The organism is Streptomyces sp. NBC_01352 (assembly GCF_036237295.1).
Classification (GTDB): Bacteria; Actinomycetota; Actinomycetes; order Streptomycetales; family Streptomycetaceae; genus Streptomyces; species Streptomyces plumbiresistens.
Map to the genome: position 1 here is coordinate 8,115,387 of NZ_CP108354.1, position 17,567 is coordinate 8,132,953.

Annotated in this window: 12 protein-coding genes; 5 read left to right on the forward strand and 7 right to left on the reverse strand. The window is 70.9% G+C overall.

Features of this window, described 5'->3' with window-relative positions; genetic code table 11:
* Positions 1 to 2: 2 nt before the first annotated feature.
* The 4 genes from OG252_RS37355 to OG252_RS37370 all read right to left on the reverse strand — a co-directional run bounded on the left by OG252_RS37355 (position 3) and on the right by OG252_RS37370 (position 6,251).
* The gene (locus OG252_RS37355) at positions 3 to 932 is read right to left on the reverse strand and encodes a branched-chain amino acid ABC transporter permease (protein WP_266441225.1); all 930 of its coding nucleotides are present in this window, start codon (positions 930 to 932) and stop codon (positions 3 to 5) included.
* Positions 933 to 1,067: 135 nt separating this feature from the next.
* Positions 1,068 to 2,291, reverse strand: a complete 1,224-nt coding sequence (locus tag OG252_RS37360) for a branched-chain amino acid ABC transporter substrate-binding protein (RefSeq protein ID WP_329341749.1) — start codon at positions 2,289 to 2,291, stop codon at positions 1,068 to 1,070.
* A 1,136-nt stretch (positions 2,292 to 3,427) separates the two neighbouring features.
* Positions 3,428 to 3,916, reverse strand: coding sequence for a PaaI family thioesterase (locus OG252_RS37365; RefSeq protein WP_329341751.1), 489 nt, complete (start codon positions 3,914 to 3,916; stop codon positions 3,428 to 3,430).
* Positions 3,917 to 3,971: 55 nt separating this feature from the next.
* The gene (locus OG252_RS37370; protein WP_329341753.1) at positions 3,972 to 6,251 is read right to left on the reverse strand and encodes an FdhF/YdeP family oxidoreductase; all 2,280 of its coding nucleotides are present in this window, start codon (positions 6,249 to 6,251) and stop codon (positions 3,972 to 3,974) included.
* A gap of 163 nt (positions 6,252 to 6,414) precedes the next feature.
* Here OG252_RS37370 and polA point away from each other — a divergent pair, with 163 nt between their 5' ends.
* Together polA and OG252_RS37380 are read left to right on the forward strand one after the other, a co-directional pair.
* Entirely contained in the window at positions 6,415 to 9,141 is a 2,727-nt protein-coding gene (gene polA, locus OG252_RS37375; RefSeq protein WP_266441239.1) for a DNA polymerase I, read from the forward strand.
* 241 nt (positions 9,142 to 9,382) lie between these two features.
* Positions 9,383 to 9,946: a hypothetical protein gene (locus tag OG252_RS37380; RefSeq protein ID WP_329341756.1), complete on the forward strand. Its 564-nt coding sequence runs from the start codon at positions 9,383 to 9,385 to the stop codon at positions 9,944 to 9,946.
* Here the strand turns inward: OG252_RS37380 and OG252_RS37385 are convergent.
* The gene (locus OG252_RS37385; protein WP_443068448.1) at positions 9,870 to 10,772 is read right to left on the reverse strand and encodes a DUF4184 family protein; all 903 of its coding nucleotides are present in this window, start codon (positions 10,770 to 10,772) and stop codon (positions 9,870 to 9,872) included. The two genes, OG252_RS37380 and OG252_RS37385, sit on opposite strands and share 77 nt — an antisense overlap.
* Before the next feature lie 239 nt (positions 10,773 to 11,011).
* Between OG252_RS37385 and OG252_RS37390 the strand changes: the two genes are divergently transcribed.
* The 3 genes from OG252_RS37390 to OG252_RS37400 all read left to right on the forward strand — a co-directional run bounded on the left by OG252_RS37390 (position 11,012) and on the right by OG252_RS37400 (position 14,035).
* Positions 11,012 to 12,733, forward strand: a complete 1,722-nt coding sequence (locus tag OG252_RS37390) for a lytic transglycosylase domain-containing protein (RefSeq protein WP_329341760.1) — start codon at positions 11,012 to 11,014, stop codon at positions 12,731 to 12,733.
* 153 nt (positions 12,734 to 12,886) lie between these two features.
* Positions 12,887 to 13,021, forward strand: a complete 135-nt coding sequence (locus tag OG252_RS37395) for an SPW_0924 family protein (RefSeq protein ID WP_266441258.1) — start codon at positions 12,887 to 12,889, stop codon at positions 13,019 to 13,021.
* A gap of 21 nt (positions 13,022 to 13,042) precedes the next feature.
* Positions 13,043 to 14,035, forward strand: coding sequence for a DUF3068 domain-containing protein (locus OG252_RS37400; protein WP_266441261.1), 993 nt, complete (start codon positions 13,043 to 13,045; stop codon positions 14,033 to 14,035).
* Here OG252_RS37400 and hrpB read toward each other — a convergent pair.
* Positions 14,025 to 16,547, reverse strand: a complete 2,523-nt coding sequence (gene hrpB, locus OG252_RS37405) for an ATP-dependent helicase HrpB (protein ID WP_329341764.1) — start codon at positions 16,545 to 16,547, stop codon at positions 14,025 to 14,027. The two genes, OG252_RS37400 and hrpB, sit on opposite strands and share 11 nt — an antisense overlap.
* A gap of 74 nt (positions 16,548 to 16,621) precedes the next feature.
* On the reverse strand, positions 16,622 to 17,434 hold the full coding sequence (locus OG252_RS37410) for a class I SAM-dependent methyltransferase (RefSeq protein WP_329345281.1): 813 nt from the start codon (positions 17,432 to 17,434) through the stop codon (positions 16,622 to 16,624).
* Positions 17,435 to 17,567: the final 133 nt, after the last annotated feature.

Sequence of the window (17,567 nt, forward strand, 5' to 3'; positions counted from 1 at the left end):
GATCACGCCCTGTCCGCGACGCGTTCGCCGAGTAGGCCTTGTGGCCTCACGAGGAGGACGATGATGAGGAGGGCGAAGGCCCAGACGTTGGCCCAGCTCTGGCCGCCGAGCTGCTGCATGCCGGGGATGCCGTCGATGTAGGCGGAGGCGAGGGTTTCGGCGATGCCGAGGACGATGCCGCCGAGCATGGCGCCGTAGATGTTGCCGATGCCGCCGAGGACGGCGGCGGTGAACGCCTTGAGGCCCATGAGGAAGCCCATGCGGTAGTCGACGTTGCCGTACTTCAGGCCGTACGCGACTGCTGCGACGGCGGCGAAGAAGCCGCCGATGGCGAAGGCGATGACGATGATGCGGTTGGTGTCGATGCCCATGAGCTGTGCGGTGTCCGGGTCCTGCGCGGTGGCCTGCATGGCGCGGCCGGTGCGGCTCTTGCGGACGAAGAAGGCGAGGCCGGACATGCAGATGATCGCGGCGGCGACCAGGAAGATGTCGGCGTCCTTGATGGTGATGGAGCCGATGTCGTGGGTGGCGTCGAGGCCGGGGAAGGCGCGGGCGCGGTCGGCACCGGGGTAGAAGTTTCGGACGACCTCCTGGAGCGCGAGGGAGAGGCCGATGGCGGTGATGAGCGGTGCTAGCCGTGGTGCTCCGCGCAGTGGTCGGTAGGCGAATCGTTCCGCTCCGACGGCGATGAGGACGGCGACGATTGCGCCACCTATCAGCATGAGGGGGACGGCGATGGCCATCGCCGTGCCGTCGGGGAGGACGTAGAAGTAGACCGTGAGCGCGCCGAAGGCGCCGGTCATGAAGATCTCGCCGTGCGCGAAGTTGATGAGCTGGACGATGCCGTACACCATCGTGTAGCCGATGGCGATGAGCCCGTACATCGAGCCTAGGAGCAGCCCGTTGGCCAGCTGCTGCGGCAGGGTGTTCACCGCATGGCCTCCATGTCGCTGGTGGTCGTGTGCACTGGATGCGTGCCGGGTGGGGGTTGTCTGGGTGTGGAAACGGGCCGCGCGGTCGGGGTCCCCTTCCGCGCGGCCCGTGGTGAGGTGTGCTGGGGCCTTGGGTCAGCCGAGGTCGGCGGTGCCGGTCTCGACAGCCTTCCAGGCACCCTTTTCGACCTGGTAAACGGTGAGCTGCTTGTTCGTGGTGTCGCCGTACTCGTCGAAGGCGACCTTGCCGCTGATGCCTTCGAAGTCGGACTTCTGGACCTCGTCGACGACGCTGGAGCGCAGCTTGTTGATGTCGCTGGGGACATCGCCGTTGTTGGCGTCCACGGCGGCCTTCACGGCCTTGATGATGGCGGTGGTGGCGTCGTAGGCGTAGGCACCGTAGGCGCCGTAGTCACCCTTGTAGCCCTTGGCCTTGTACGTCTCGATGAACGTCTTGGCGGCGGGCAGGGTGTCGGCGGGGACGCCGACGGAGGTGACGAGGTCGCCCTCGGCGGAGGCGCCGGCGGTCTCGATGTAGGTGGAGGCGAACATGCCGTCGCCGCCGAACAGCGGGGCCTTGACGCCGCCGTCCTTCAGCTGCTTGGTGATCAGCGCGGACTCGTCGTACTGGCCGCCGTAGTAGACCAGGTCGGCGCCGGAGTTCTTGATCTTGGTGACGAGGGAGCCGAAGTCCTTGTCGCCGGTGTTGACGTGGTCGGTCTGGACGACCGTGCCGCCGAGCTTCTTGAACTGCTCGTTGAAGATCTTCGCCAGGCCGGCGCCGTAGGTCTGCTTGTCGTCGACGACAAACGCCTTCTTCTTCTTGAGCTTGTTGTAGGCGTAGCCGGCGGCGAAGCTGCCCTGCAGCTCGTCGGTGGTGGCGGTGCGGAAGTACGTGGGGTACGGCCGCTTCTTGTCCGTCTGCCAGTTCTTGCCCTGGGTCAGCTCGGGGTTGGTGTTCGAGGGGGAGATCTGGACCATGTCGGCCGAGGCGAACACCTGCTGCATGGTCTGGGCGACGCCGGAGTTCAGGGGGCCGACGGCGCCGACGGCGGTCTTGTCGCCGGTGATGGCGGTGGCGTTCGACTGGCCGGTGGCGGGCTGCGCCTTGTCGTCGTAGGCCTTCAGCTTGAAGGTGACGCCGGGGACGAGCTTGTTCTTGTTGGCGTCGTCGACGGCGATCTGGGCGCCGTACTGGATGCCGAGGCCGGTGGTGGAGTTCTCGCCGGAGAGCGGGGCGTCCACGCCGATGGTCAGGGTGGTGCCCTCTGCGTTGTCGCCGTCGCCGCTGTCGTCACGGGAGCCGCAAGCGGTGAGCGTCAGAGCTCCAGTCGCGAGGACGGAGGTAAGTATCACCAAGGAACGTCGCACAATCAGTCCTTTCCGCAGTCACAGCCACCCCTGTGGGGGTGGCGGGTGCCGCGCTGGTACCGAACTCCCGATGGAGCGGTGACTGGCCGTGACTCTAAGCCCGTCTGTACGCAGGGGCATCGCCCGCAGCTCGCTTGTGACTTTCTTGTTATGACGTGATGGAGGGATCGCTTCCCGGAAGTGGGCTCTCGGACGGTTTGGCGGAGTTTCCGCCTGGTCCGCATTCTGAGAACCCGCACTTCCGGTTGGGAGTGGGGCCGGTCGTGCGGTGGGCTGGGCGCAGGCGGTGTGGAGGAGCTCGGAGAGATCGCGGGAGAACGCGCCGTCGAAGATGAAACTGTGGCGCTGTATTGCACGCGTGTTACGCAGCGTTACGTCAAGAAAGGGAAGATCGGCATTCAGGGGCAGGCCCGAACAGTCGGAAACGTTGATTTTGATGGTGATTGTGTGAGTTGTCCCGGTATGAACGGTGAATTCCGGTTCGGGGGTGGGGCGTTGCGGGGAGGGCTCCGGCTGTGGCGAGGGCGGCTCTGCGGGTGCGTGGGGGGCGTGTTCCAGCGCGCGCTCAAGTGGTCGCTGAGGCGTGGTGCGTCGACGCCGAGGACGTCGTAACTGCCGTCTGCGGCGGGAGAGTTGCCGGGTTCTACGGTGCCGGTGCCGGTCATGCTGGGCAAGGTATCGGGCTGGGGCGATGCCTGCGGCGGGTTGGGTGGTGGGTCGGGGACGTGTCGGGGGGTGTCCGTCCTCGGAACGGCGCGGAATCGGTCGGCCAGGGAGGTACCGGCGTTGACGCGCCAACCGCTGCGGGCGGACACCCCCCGACACGTCCCCTTGCCGCCGTACGCGACCGCGGGAGCGTGCGGCTTTCGGCTGTTCTCTCAGCCCACCGGTCAGTTGTCCACGCGCCACGTTTCGACCGCCGAGTGGGGCCCCTCACCTCTCAACCGACTGAGTCGGGCGATGAGTTGAGTCCGTCCCTAGCTCTCGCCCACCCGCTGGGGGCGAAGCCCTGCCCCCAGGGGCTGGTTCACCTCTCGACCGACCGAGTCGGGTGGTGGGTGGGCATAGGTCGGGGGTCTGTGGGCGGAGCCCCCAGGGGCGTCCGTGCCTGGACTCCGCCCGCGTCAGCCCGCCGCGCGCATGTTGGCCTCGTCGGTCGGTGAGACGTCCCGCAGGAGGCAGGTGAGGCGGGCGGTGCAGACGCGTCGGTCTGTCTCGTCGGTGATCACGATCTCGTACGTTGCCGTGGAGCGTCCGCGATGGACAGGCGTGGCGACGCCGGTCACCAGTCCCGACCGCGCCCCCCGGTGGTGCGTGCAGTTGAGGTCGACGCCGACCGCGATCTTCGTACTGCCGCCGTGCAGCATCGACCCCACCGACCCGAGCGTCTCGGCGAGCACGGCGGAGGCGCCTCCGTGGAGCAGTCCGTACGGCTGGGTGTTCCCCTCGACCGGCATCGTGCCGACGACCCGTTCCGCCGACGCCTCGACGATCTGCACGCCCATCCGCGTCCCGAGGTGCCCCGCGGAGAACAGCGCGAGAAGGTCCACTCCGAGCGCGGCGTACTCGTCGATGACCTCTTGCGGGAACTTCACGTGCTGCTGCTCGCCCATGGCGCCCGGCTCCGTTCGTGGTGATCGGTACGGCTGTCTCCGGCTGAGCAAACGCTCAGTCGGTTGCCGATTGTTCCAGACGTACGACGACGGACTTGCTGGCCGGGGTGTTGCTGGTGTCTGCGGTGGCGTCCAGGGGGACGAGGACGTTGGTCTCGGGGTAGTAGGCGGCCGCACATCCCCGTGCGGTGGGGTAGTGCACGACCCGGAATCCGGGGGCGCGTCGCTCGATGCCGTCCTTCCACTCGCTGACGAGGTCGACGTACGTCCCGTCGGTGACGCCGAGTGTGCGTGCGTCCTCGGGGTTCACCAGGACCACTCGGCGGCCGTTCTTGATGCCGCGGTAGCGGTCGTCGAGGCCGTAGATCGTGGTGTTGTACTGGTCGTGCGAGCGGAGGGTCTGGAGCAGGAGGCGGCCTTCGGGCAGCTTCGGGTACTCGACCGGTGCCGCGGTGAAGTTGGCCTTGCCGGTGGCCGTGGGGAAGCGGCGCTCGTCTCGGGGGGCGTGCGGGAGGGCGAAGCCTTCGGGGCGGGCCACGCGTGCGTTGAAGTTCTCGAAGCCGGGGATGACGCGGGCGATGCGGTCGCGGACGGTGGCGTAGTCCTTCTCGAACTCCTCCCACGGCACCTTGCTGTTCTCGCCGAGCACTCGGCGGGCGAGGCGGCACACGATCGCCGGTTCGGACAGCAGGTGGGTGCTCGCGGGTTCCAGGCGGCCGCGGGAGGCGTGCACCATGCCCATGGAGTCCTCGACGGTCACGAACTGCTCGCCACTGCCCTGGAGGTCGCGCTCGGTGCGGCCGAGGGTGGGGAGGATGAGGGCCCGTGCGCCGGTGATCGCGTGCGAGCGGTTGAGCTTCGTCGACACGTGCACGGTGAGGCGTGCGCGTCGCATGGCCGCTTCGGTGACCTCGGTGTCGGGGGAGGCGGAGACGAAGTTGCCGCCCATGGCGAAGAAGACCTTCGCGTCGCCGTCGCGCAGGGCGCGGATGGCCCGTACGACGTCGTAGCCGTGCTCGCGGGGCGGCGCGAACCCGAACTCCTTCTCCAGGGCGTCCAGGAAGGCGGGCGCGGGGCGTTCGAAGATGCCCATGGTGCGGTCGCCCTGCACGTTCGAGTGGCCGCGCACCGGGCAGACGCCCGCGCCGGGGCGGCCGATGTTGCCGCGCAGGAGGAGGAAGTTGACGACCTCGCGGATGGTCGGCACGGAGTGCTTGTGCTGGGTGAGGCCCATCGCCCAGCACACGATGGTGCGCTTGGAGGCGAGGACCATGCCGAGGGCTTGTTCGATGTCCTGCTGGGAGAGGCCGGTGGCGGTGAGCGTCTCGTCCCAGTCGGCTGCCCGGGCCTCGGCTGCGAAGTCCTCGTATCCGTGGGTGTGTTCGCGGACGAACTCCTGGTCGACCGCGCCCTCCGTCTCGAGGATGAGCTTGTTGAGGAGGCGGAAGAGGGCCTGGTCGCCGCCGATGCGGATCTGCAGGAAGAGATCGGTGAGCGCGGCGCCCTTGAGCATGCCCTGGGGGGTCTGCGGGTTCTTGAAGCGCTCCAGGCCGGCCTCGGGCAGCGGGTTGACGCTGATGATCTTCGCGCCGTTGGCCTTGGCCTTCTCCAGGGCGGAGAGCATGCGCGGGTGGTTGGTGCCGGGGTTCTGTCCGGCGACGACGATCAGGTCGGCCTTGTAGAGGTCTTCGAGCAGGACGCTGCCCTTGCCGACGCCGATCGTCTCCGACAGGGCCGAACCGGAGGACTCGTGGCACATGTTGGAGCAGTCCGGCAGGTTGTTGGTGCCGAGCTCGCGCGCGAAGAGCTGGTAGAGGAACGCGGCCTCGTTGCTGGTGCGCCCGGAGGTGTAGAAGAGGGCCTCGTCGGGGGAGGCGAGGGCGTTGATCTCCTCGGCGACGATGTCGAAGGCGCGCTCCCAGGTCACCGGCTCGTAGTGGGTTCCGCCCTCGGGGAGATACATGGGGTGTGTCAGCCGGCCCTGCTGGCCGAGCCAGTAGCCGCTCCTGGTCGCGAGGTCGGCGACGGGGTGCGCGGTGAAGAACTCCGGGGCGACCCGGCGCAGGGTGGCCTCCTCGGCGACCGCCTTCGCGCCGTTCTCGCAGAACTCCGCCGCGTGCCGGTGCTCGGGCTCCGGCCAGGCGCAGCCCGGGCAGTCGAAGCCGTCCTTCTGGTTGACGCGCAGGAGGGTCAGCGCGGTGCGCTTGACGCCCATCTGCTGCTGCGCGATGCGCAGGGTGTGCCCGATGGCCGGGATCCCCGCGGCCGCGTGCTTCGGCTCGGCGACCTGCGGCGCGTCCTGAACCGGATCTGCCTTGGGCGGCTTGCTGGCCATCGCGCGCTCTCCTTCGCATGTGAAGTACCACTCCGATCCTCGCACGCGCCGGTGACAACGATCGTGTCCGGGCGGGCGGTGGAACGTGAGCATTGCTTGCGCCGGACCGGCGGGAACGTCCGATGGCGGTCGACTGTCAGTGGGGCGTGGCAGGATCGGGGGCGTGGCAGAAACAGCATCGAAGACGACCGCAAACTCCTCCGGCGGCGACCGGCCCCGCCTGATGCTCATGGACGGGCACTCGCTGGCGTACCGCGCGTTCTTCGCGCTGCCCGCGGAGAACTTCACGACGGCGACGGGCCAGCCGACGAACGCGATCTACGGCTTCGCGTCGATGCTGGCCAACACCCTGCGCGACGAGTCGCCCACGCACTTCGCGGTGGCCTTCGACGTGTCCCGCAAGACCTGGCGCTCCGAGGAGTTCACGGAGTACAAGGCGAACCGCTCCAAGACCCCGGACGAGTTCAAGGGCCAGGTCGAGCTGATCGGCGAAATGCTCGACGCGATGCACGCGCACCGCTTCGCGGTGGACGGTTTCGAGGCGGACGACGTCATCGCCACCCTGGCCACGCAGGCCGAGGCCGAGGGCTTCGAGGTGCTGATCGTCACCGGCGACCGTGACTCCTTCCAGCTGGTCAGCGAGCACACCACGGTGCTGTACCCGACGAAGGGCGTCTCCGAGCTGACCCGGTTCACCCCGGAGAAGGTCGTCGAGAAGTACGGGCTGACGCCCGCGCAGTACCCGGACTTCGCGGCCCTGCGCGGCGACCCGTCCGACAACCTGCCCGGCATCCCGGGTGTCGGCGAGAAGACCGCCGCGAAGTGGATCAACCAGTTCGGGTCGTTCGCGGACCTGGTCGAGCGCGTCGACGAGGTCAAGGGCAAGGCCGGGCAGAACCTCCGCGACCACCTGGAGGCCGTCAAGCTCAACCGGCGGCTGACCGAGATGGTGCGCACAGTGGAGCTGCCGAAGACGGTCGCCGACCTGGAGCGCGCGCCGTACGACCGCAAGGCGCTCGCGATGGTTCTCGACACCCTGGAGATCCGTAACCCCTCGCTGCGGGAGCGGCTGCTCGCCGTCGACCCGGGCGCAGAGGAGGCCGAGACGACTCCGGTCGTCGAGGGCGGCGTGGAGCTGGACGGCACCGTGCTGGGCACCGGCGAGCTGGCCCCGTGGCTCACCGAACACGCCACCGAGGTCCTCGGTATGGCCACGGTCGACACCTGGGCGCTCGGCACCGGCTCGGTCGCCGAGGTCGCGCTCGCCGCGGGCGGGGGAGCGGCGGCCTGGTTCGACCCGTCGCAGGTGGACGAGGCCGACGAGACGGCGTTCGCGGCCTGGCTCGCCGACCCGGACCGCCCGAAGATCCTCCACAACGCCAAGGGCGTGATGCGCGTCTTCGCCGAGCACGGCTGGACGGTCGAAGGCGTGCGCATGGACACGGCGCTCGCCGCCTACCTGGTCAAGCCGGGCCGTCGCTCCTTCGACCTGGACGCGCTGTCCATGGAGTACCTGCACCGGGAGCTGGCGCCCGCCGCGGCGGCCGACGGGCAACTGGCCTTCGGTACGGACGACGGTGCCGAGGCCGAGGCCCTGATGGTCCAGGCCCGCGCGATCCTCGACCTGGGCGAGGCCTTCGAGAGCCGCCTGAAGGAGGTCGGCGCCGCGGAACTGCTGCGGGACGTGGAGCTGCCCACCTCCGCCCTGCTGGCCCGGATGGAGCGGCACGGCATCGCGGCCGACCGGGCCCACCTGGAGGCCATGGAGCAGATGTTCGCGGGCGCCGTCCAGCAGGCCGTGAAGGAGGCCCACGCGGCGGCCGGGCACGAGTTCAACCTCGGCTCGCCCAAGCAGCTCCAGGAGGTCCTCTTCGGCGAGCTCGCCCTGCCGAAGACGAAGAAGACCAAGACCGGCTACACCACCGACGCCGACGCCCTGGCCTGGCTCGCGACCCAGACGGACAACGAACTGCCGGTGATCATGCTCCGGCACCGCGAGCAGGCCAAGCTGCGCGTCACCGTCGAGGGCCTCATCAAGACGGTCGCGACGGACGGCCGTATCCACACCACCTTCAACCAGACGGTGGCGGCGACCGGCCGGCTCTCCTCGACGGACCCGAACCTGCAGAACATCCCCGTCCGCACGGACGAGGGCCGGGCCATCCGCCGCGGCTTCGTGGTGGGCGAGGGCTTCGAGTCCCTCATGACGGCCGACTACAGCCAGATCGAACTGCGCGTGATGGCCCACCTGTCCGAGGACGCGGGCCTCATCGAGGCGTTCACCTCCGGGGAGGACCTGCACACGACGGCCGCCGCGCAGGTGTTCGCGGTCGAGCCCGCCGCGGTCGACGCGGAGATGCGGCGCAAGATCAAGGCGATGTCGTACGGCCTGGCGTACGGCCTGTCGGCCTTCGGCCTCTCCCAGCAGCTGAACATCGAGGCGGCCGAGGCCCGTGGCCTGATGGACGCGTACTTCGAGCGTTTCGGCGGCGTACGGGACTATCTGCGCCGGGCCGTGGACGAGGCGAGGGCGACGGGTTACACGGCAACGCTCTTCGGGCGCCGCCGCTATCTGCCCGACCTCAACAGCGACAACCGCCAGCGCCGCGAGGCGGCCGAGCGCATGGCCCTCAACGCGCCCATCCAGGGCACGGCCGCGGACATCGTCAAGATCGCCATGCTGAAGGTGGGCCAGGCGCTGGAGAAGGCGGACCTACGGTCCCGCATGCTCCTCCAGGTCCACGACGAAATCGTCCTGGAAATCGCCCCCGGCGAGCGAGCCGCCACCGAGGAGCTCCTCCGCCACGAAATGGCCAACGCCGTCCACCTCCGAGCTCCCCTCGACGTCTCGGTCGGCGTCGGCCCGGACTGGGAATCGGCAGCGCACTAGGCTCCGGCGGTCGTGCGGAGGGCCCGCTCCCGGCAGACGCCGCGAGAGCGTGCCCTCCGCGCCGTGTCGAGGGGCGAGGACCCTCGCCCCAGGCCCGCCACCCACCTGGATGTCCCCCGCCGCGCACCCCACCCTCAGCTCACCCCACCCGCGCAGCCCCCGCCCGTCCCGGGAGGGCCCCGTCACTCACGTGGCTCCCGCGAAGACGCCCCCCGGCGCCCCCGCCCGTAAGGATGCGGGCATGGGTATACGCATGCTCCACCGCCGGACGGCCCACGCACGGGCGCAGGCAAAGGCGCACGTCAAGACGGCCCCGCCTGCACCGCCCCCGCCGGTCCCGCCCTTCTCGGCCACCGCAAGTACCGTCCGCGTCCCCACCGACCCGGCCACGGTCCTGCGCCGCGCGACCGCCGCCGTCCCCACCGACCTGGCCGCAACCCTCCGCCGCGCGACCGCCGCCGGCACCGCCCGCATCCCCACCGGCCTCGCGGCGGCCCTCCGCCAAGCGGCCCTCCACCACGCAGCGCTGCGTCACGCAGCCCTGCGCCACGCCGCCGCGAGCACCCGGCGCCGGCTCGACCGCCGCGAGCGGGACGCCGTACGGCGTCACAAGCGCGAGGCATCCGTCTGGCGGCTGTGGGTGGATCTGGGCCGCGGCTATCTGGCGCTGGGTCTCACACTGCTGCCCCGGTCGCGTCCGATGCCCACGTTCACGGTGTTCACCGCTGTCAACGAGTGGCCGATCGACGCTCCGCCTCGCCGACACCCGAACCGTCGGACACCGGGGCCGGACGCCACACCCTGACCCCGGCGGCGTAGAGCACGACCCCCAGGACGAGCCCCGCGCCCGCTCCGAAGCACAGCGTCGGAATCAGTTCCCAGGGCTTCGCGGTGGACCCCGAGTACTCCCACCACCGCGTCGTCCGCTCCACCGCCCCGACGAGCACGCAGCCGCCGATCACGACGCCGGCCCACCACCGGTCCCGTACCGACAGTGCCGGAACCCCCACCGGCTCGGCCGCGGGCGTCCGCCGTAGCGCGTACGCGACGAACACGGCGATCACGACCGCGGCCACGGCGGAACCGCCGTACTGCAGGTACCAGTACAAAGGGGAACCCGCCACCTTCTCGCCCAGGACGGGAAACAGCCGCATCCCCCACCGGTCGAGGTGCGTGAACGCGTCCCACACGACGTGGGTCAGCGCACCGAGCGCGGCGGACACGTACCACCACGCCACCGAAGCGGGCCGTACGCGCGCGCGTGGCGCCCCGCAGCGCGACAGCGTCGCCACTCGCCCCTGCCGGGCCGGCGACAGCAGCGCCACCAGCGGCTCGCGCACCAGCAGCCACAGCCCGACCAGCGCCCAGGCGACCAGTACGTCGAATGTGAGAACGCCAGGGAATGAGTGCGTGAACTCGCCGAACTCCATGGCCCCGGACAGGACACTCGCCGTGTAGTAGGTCATGTCGGGCGCGAAGGAGCCCGCCACTAGCACGGCCGGCACGAGTCGGCCCCGGCCGGTTCCGTCGGTGCGAACGGCGGGCAGTACGGCTGCCGCATGGCTCAGAGTGAACGGCAACGAGGCTCCTTGGACGTGGATTCGAACCGACCGATCACGCCACGATCCCACATGGCCAACCGGTGAAAATCGGGCACGAACGGGTGCCCGAGGAAAGGAAGTTGTCGTAGGGTCACCTGGGTCACCCTGCTGGGGACACGGCCGGACCCGACATGAACCTCGCCACGGGGGGCAACCCTCACGGCGGGTCGACAGTCACACCAGGTCGAGCAGGACAGACGGACACGCAGGACAGACGGACACGACAGACAGAGACGGGCGCTCGGGCGTCCACGGGAGGGGTTCACTTTATGGCGGCGCAATTCGGCAGGAGGCTGCGCAAGGGTGCGGCAACCACCGCCGTGGCCGCGCTCGCGGTCGCGGCCCTGTCCGCCTCGCAGGGACCGGGCGCGACGGCCGACGACCAGGGCGGCAGACCGGCCACCACCGGCGCCGAGACCTCGCCCGAAGCGGCCGCCGGCACCGGCGGCGCGACCGGCAACTCGCCGTACTACACGGACCTGCCGCCCCTGAACAGCCCGAGCCCCTCGCCGACCATCGGCACGCCCGCCTCCCGGGGCGACACCGCGACCGAGGCCGGCATCCCCGCGACCGTCCTCGACGCCTACAAGAAGGCCGCGTCCGAACTGCGGTCGGCCAAGCCCGGCTGCAACCTGCCTTGGGAACTCCTCGCCGCCATCGGCAAGGTGGAGTCGGGCCAGGCCCGCGGCGGCCAGGTCGACGCGAACGGCGACACGACCTCCGCGATCCTCGGGCCGCAGCTCGACGGCAACGGCTTCGCGCTCATCAAGGACACCGACAACGGCGCGTACGACGGCAACAGCACGTACGACCAGGCCGTCGGCCCCATGCAGTTCATCCCCTCCACCTGGGCGTGGGCTGCCCGCGACGGCAACGGTGACGGCGAGAAGAACCCCAACAACATCTACGACGCCGCGCTCGCGGCCGGCCACTACCTGTGCCGCTTCGGCTGGGACCTGTCCACCCAGGCCGATCTCAACAGCGCGATCCTCAGCTACAACCACTCGCAGGACTACCTGAACACGGTCCTGTCGTGGCTGGAGTACTACCGCAAGGGCACCCACGAGATCCCGGACGGCACCGGCAGCCTGCCCGGCAACCGCAGCGACGACAACGACAGCGCGACCGTCACGCCGTCGCCAACGCCGCCGCCCTCGGTCAAGCCCAGCCCCAAGCCGCAGAAGCCCGAAACCGGCACCCCGAGCCCGAAGCCGCCCTCGACGACCCCGCCGAGCACCACGCCGCCGTCCACGCCCGCCACCCCCACCGACACGGTGGACCACCTGGAGGACGCGGGCACCGCGAAGCTCACCGCGCAGGCGGGCGACGCGTTCACGGAGAGGGTCAGCACCCGGGCCGAGACCAAGGCCGGCGCGGCCGTCGCCAAGGTCCGCATCCGGTTCACGATCGTCGGTACCACCGACGCCACCTTCACCGGCGGCGAGAGCGTCGCCACGGTCGTCACCAACAGCACCGGCGTGGCCGTCGCGCCCGCGCTGCAGGCGGGCGAGAAGACGGGAACCTTCACCGTCCGCGCGACCGTCGTGGGCCGTTCCATCAGCGGCCTCGACTACACGGCCACCGTCGCCGAACGTGCCGCCGACACCCTCGCCCGCACCAGCGACACCGCGCTGACCTGCGTGCCGGGCGGCGAGTTCGCCGAGCAGGTCGAGGTGAAGGCGACGTACGACGGCGAGGTCGCCGACAAGGTGGCCGCCACCGCGACGCTGATCAAGTCGGCGCTCGACCCGACCGCGAACGACAAGGGCCCCTACTTCAAGGACGCGGACGGCACGACCGTACGCACCCTGACCGGCCTGGAGACGGACGCGAACGGCGTACTGAAGCTGCCGAAGCTGTACGCGGACGACACCACCGGCACGTTCATGCTCCGCATCACCACCGCGGGCGGCGCGGCGCTGAACGTCACGCTGACCGTGGCGGCGGCGGAGGCCTCGTCCCCGAGCCCGTCGGCCAGTCCTTCCGCATAGCGGTACTTCGTCACAGCGGTACTCCGTAACGGCGGCGCCCTCCCGAAGGGGGGGGCGCCGCCGTTGTGTGTGCAACGTGTTCTCATCTCACCCGCCCGTTGCTACGGTGCCGGACCTGACGATGTATCAGTTCCAGCTCGCCCGGAGGCAGGCATGCGTGCCCTGATCGCCGCCGCGACCGGTCTCGCCGTCGCGCTCGCCCTGGTCCTGACCATCACCGCCATGGGCGCACCGTCGGGCGACACGTCCCCGAAACCGCTGTTGACGACGGTGCCCGCACACCCGTAACGACTCGCGAGGGAGACCGAGATGCGCCGAAAGTCCAGTCTCGTCCTGCTCGCCCTCGCCGTGCTCTTCGCGGCGCTGTCCCCGCTGGTGCGCTGGTACGCCTTCCCGCGTCTGGCCAAGATCCCGGCGAACCAGTACCAGGACATGGTCCTGGAGGCGAAGGACGCCACCCTCCTCGACTACGGCACGATGAAGGCGAAGAAGGTCCCCAAGGTCACCATCGTGCAGACCCTCAAGGGCAACGTGGAGGCCTCCGAGAAGATCGAGGAGACGGCCGGAAAGGACGTCGTCGTCTGGGACGGCCTGTCCTACGTCCAGGGCCCCGACGGCAAGATGGTCTCCAGGATCCCCGAGCGCTACATCTTCGACGCCCACACCCAGGAACCCGTCCACGCCACCGGCGAGATGGTCGACGGCGACCCGGTCAGGCGCGAGGGCATCGAGTTCAAGTGGCCGTTCCTGACGGAGAAACGGGACTACGAGTACTTCGACGCGCAGGCCCGCATCACGGCCCCGATCCACTACAAGGGCACCCAGGACTTCCGGGGCGTCGAGGTCTACTACTTCGAGCAGACCATCCCCTGGACCAAGGTGCCCTTCCCCAAGACCATGCCCGTCGCGGGCATCACGCCCGAGTCGGTCGCCGAGACCGGCACCACCCGCTGGTACACCACGGTCCGCAAGTTCTGGGTCGAACCGCTGACCGGCGCCCCCGTGTACGGCGAGGAGATCCACAAGGAGGAACTGCGCGGCGGCACCCTGCTCGGCGGCCGCGAGAAGGTGACGGCGTTCGCCGGCCACGTGAAGATGCGCGAGGACTACATCGAGCACACCGTCGACCTGGTCAAGTCCAACCGCACGCTGGTCCTGCTGATGACCTCGTACCTGCCCTGGGGCTTCCTGGTCCTGGGCGTCCTGCTCCTGTCCCTGTCCTTGTATCTGGAGGCCCGCGCCCGCCGCCCGGCCGACCCCGCTCCGACGGACGCCACGGAACCGGAACCGGTCACCGCCTGAGCCGCGCGTTGGTGTACCGCGTCGGCTCCGCGCCGGCCGGATCCTCGGGCCATGGATGCTTCGGATACCGGCCGCGCAGCTCCGCCCGTACGCCCTTGTAGCCGTCCTTCCAGAAGGAGGCGAGGTCGGCGGTGACGGCGGCGGGCCGCCCGGCGGGGGAGAGGAGATGGACGAGGAGGGGAATCCCGGCCACGGCGGGCGACTCCTGCAGACCGAACATCTCCTGCAACTTCACGGCGAGAACCGGCTGTTCGGGATTGCCGTAGTCGACCCTGATCCGGGACCCACTGGGTACGGTGATCCGCTCGGGCGCCAGCTCGTCGAGCCGCCCGGCGTCCCCGGAGGCCCACGGAAGCAGCCGGGTGAGCCCCTGTCCGGCCTCGATCCGCCCGAGGTCGGCCCGCCGCCGCGCCCGCCCCAGCTCGGGTTCCAGCCACTCGTCCACGCGCGCGTGCAGAGCGTCGTCCGAGACATCGGGCCACGGCTCCCCGAGACGCAGACGCAGAAAGGCGAGCCGCTGCCGCAGTACGAGGGCGTCGGCCGACCACCGCAGCAACCCGAACCCGTCTTGCCGCAACCCTTCGAGGAGCGCTTCGCGTACGAGCCCGGCGTCGGCGTTCTTGAGCGGGCGCACCGCCAACTCGACGGCCCCCAGCCGCTCGACCCGCCGCGCGACGACGTCCCCGTCGGACCAGTGGACCTCGTCCCGGGTCTGGGCCAGCGTGCCTGCCGCAAGCCGGGCAACGCCCTCGTCCACAGCCGCCCCGAGCCGCACGCGCGCGTGCCCCTTGCCGAGAGGACGGTCGGCGACGGCGACGGCGATCCAGGGAGCGCCCCGCAGGCCGCTGCCCTCACCGGTCTCGGCGCGGGTTCCGGAGACCATCAGGTAGGAACCGCCGTCGGCCTTGGCGACCCGCTCAGGGAAGGCGAGAGCGGCGACGAGCCCTACGAGACCGTCCTCACCGGCGGACGCCGGCCGACCCTCGACACCTGCGGGCGGCCGGGAGATCTCCGTGGCGACGCCCCGCAGCCGCCGAACCTCCGCACGCCACCGGGCCCCATAGGCGTCACCTCCACGCCGCGCGGCCCGCAAGGCAGCCGCCAGGTCGTCCCCGTACTCCCGAGGCGGCTCCTCGCTCAGCAACGCGACCACCTCGGCGGCCCGCTCCCCGCCCACCACCGCGGCGGAGTCCAGCAGCGCCCTCCCCAACCGGGGATGCAGCCCCAGCCGCGTCAGACGCACACCCCGCTCCGTGGCTCGTCCGGCGGAGTCGACCGCCCCGACGGCCGCCAGTACCGACCGCGCGGCCGCCATCGCCCCACTCGGCGGCGGATCCAGCAACGCCAGCCCAGTGGCCCCAGGATCGCCCCAGCAGGCCGTCTGCAGGGCGAACGCCGTCAGGTCGGCCACTTTGATCTCGGGGGCCGGGAAACGCGGCAGACGCGCGTCCTCGGCCTCCGTCCAGCACCGGTACACCGCACCCGGTGCCTCACGCCCGGCCCGCCCCGCCCGCTGCCGCCCCGCCGCCAGCGAGGCCCGTACCGTCGCCAGCGCGCTCAGCCCGCGCGCGTGGTCGACCCGCGGCTCCCGGGCCAGGCCCGAGTCGACGACCACCCGCACCCCGGGAACCGTCAGCGAGGACTCGGCCACCGAGGTCGCCAGCACCACCCGGCGCCGCGCCGCAGGAGCCAGCACCGCGTCCTGCACGGCCGCGGGCGCCCGGCCGTGCACCTGGAGCACGTCCACACCACCCAGATCGCCCAGCTGCCCGGCGACCCGCGCGATCTCGCCCACGCCCGGCAGGAAACACAGCACGTCCCCCGCCCGCTCGGCCAGCGCCCGCCGCACCACCGACGCCACGTGCGCCAGCAGCGCGGGATCGACCCGCATGCCGTGCGGCGGCCGTACGGGACGCGCCGGCGGCGCCCACACCACCTCCACCGGATACGAGACCCCCGTCGCCTCGACGACCGGCGCCCCGCCCAGCAGCCGCGCCCACCCCTCGGCGTCGGTCGTCGCGGACGCGGCCACCAGCCGCAGCTCCGGCCGCAGCGTCTCGCGTACGTCCCACAGGAACGCCGCCACCGTGTCCGCGTCCAGATGCCGCTCGTGGCACTCGTCGAGCACCACCACGTCGACCCCGGACAGCTCCTGGTCGCGCTGCAACCGCTGCAACAGCACACCGGTCGTGACGACCTCCACGCGCGCGTGGCGCCCGACGACCCGCTCGCCGCGCACCGTGTAGCCGACGCTCCCGCCGACCTTCTCGCCGAGCAGCCACGCCATCCGCCGGGCCGCCGCCCGCGCCGCGATCCGCCGCGGCTCGGCCACGACCACCCGCCGCGCGGCCCCCTCGCCCAGCAGACCGGCCAGAGCCAGCGGCACCAGGGTCGTCTTGCCGGTACCGGGCGGCGCGACGAGCACGGCGGTGCCGTGGCCCTCCAGGGCGTCGTTCAGACCGGGCAGGGCACCGCGTACGGGAAGGGCGTCCAGAGCGTCGTAACGGATCACGCCCCCAGTGTCGTACGCCCGCGGGAAGGCTCCCCGCGCGCGTGGGCCCTTGTTTCGGGACCGTTCGCAGTTGTTCAGTCCCGTTCGCACACGAAGATCGCCGTACCCGGGATCAGGTTCCCGCGCAGCGGGGACCAGCCGCCCCACTCGGTGGTGTTCCAGGCCGGCCACTCCGGCTCGACCAGGTCCACCAGGCGGAAGCCCCCGGCCACCACGTCGCGCACCCGGTCGCCGATCGTCCGGTGGTGCTCGACGTACACCGCCTGACCGTCGTCGTCCTGCTCGACGTACGGCGTGCGGTCGAAGTACGAGGCGGCGACGGACAGCCCCTCGGGGCCCGGCTCGTCCGGGAACGCCCAGCGGATCGGGTGCGTCACCGAGAACACGAAGCGGCCGCCCGGGCGCAGCACCCGGCGCACCTCCTTCAGGACCAGCACCGGGTCGGCGACGAAGGGCAGCGCGCCGTACGCCGAGCAGGCCACGTCGAAGGAGCCGTCCGCGAAGGGCAGCGCGCCGGCGTCGGCGCACACCACAGGGAACGGCGCGCCGATGCGCAGCGCGTGCTGGAGCTGGCGGTGGGAGAGGTCCAGGGCGACCGGGCGGGCGCCCTGCGCGGCCAGCCAGCGCGCGCACTGGGCCGCGCCGGCGCCGATCTCCAGGACGTCCTTGCCCTTCAGCTCCTCCGGCGGGCCGAGCAGCTCGGCCTCCACCTCGTCCAGGCCCTCGGGGCACCACACGAAGCGGTCGTCGCCCAGGAACGTGCCGTGCTCGATCTGGTACTCGTCCGCGTTGCGGTCCCACCAGCCCCGGTTGGCCCGGGAACTCTCGGTGACACCGGCCGTGCGCCGGGTGGCTTCCGGCTCGGACGTTTCGGGCTCTTGGATGATCGGCTCCCTCGTATTAGTCTGCGGCCACTTCCGTCCGGCCTGTCGCGACGGGCGTCACGCAGGGGACCTCATCGGGCCCGCGTGGCCTCGTGAGACAGGTTTTGTGCCGGGTATGCGGCGATCCGCCCCGGGT

Bases quoted from the DNA above. Each gene is read 5' to 3' on its own strand.
- OG252_RS37370 (WP_329341753.1), bottom strand. From the start codon at position 6,251: ATGGCCAGCAAGCCGCCCAAGGCAGATCCGGTTCAGGACGCGCCGCAG.
- OG252_RS37395 (WP_266441258.1), top strand. From the start codon at position 12,887: ATGCGTGCCCTGATCGCCGCCGCGACCGGTCTCGCCGTCGCGCTCGCC.
- OG252_RS37380 (WP_329341756.1), top strand. From the start codon at position 9,383: ATGGGTATACGCATGCTCCACCGCCGGACGGCCCACGCACGGGCGCAG.
- OG252_RS37400 (WP_266441261.1), top strand. From the start codon at position 13,043: ATGCGCCGAAAGTCCAGTCTCGTCCTGCTCGCCCTCGCCGTGCTCTTC.
- OG252_RS37365 (WP_329341751.1), bottom strand. From the start codon at position 3,916: ATGGGCGAGCAGCAGCACGTGAAGTTCCCGCAAGAGGTCATCGACGAG.
- OG252_RS37390 (WP_329341760.1), top strand. From the start codon at position 11,012: ATGGCGGCGCAATTCGGCAGGAGGCTGCGCAAGGGTGCGGCAACCACC.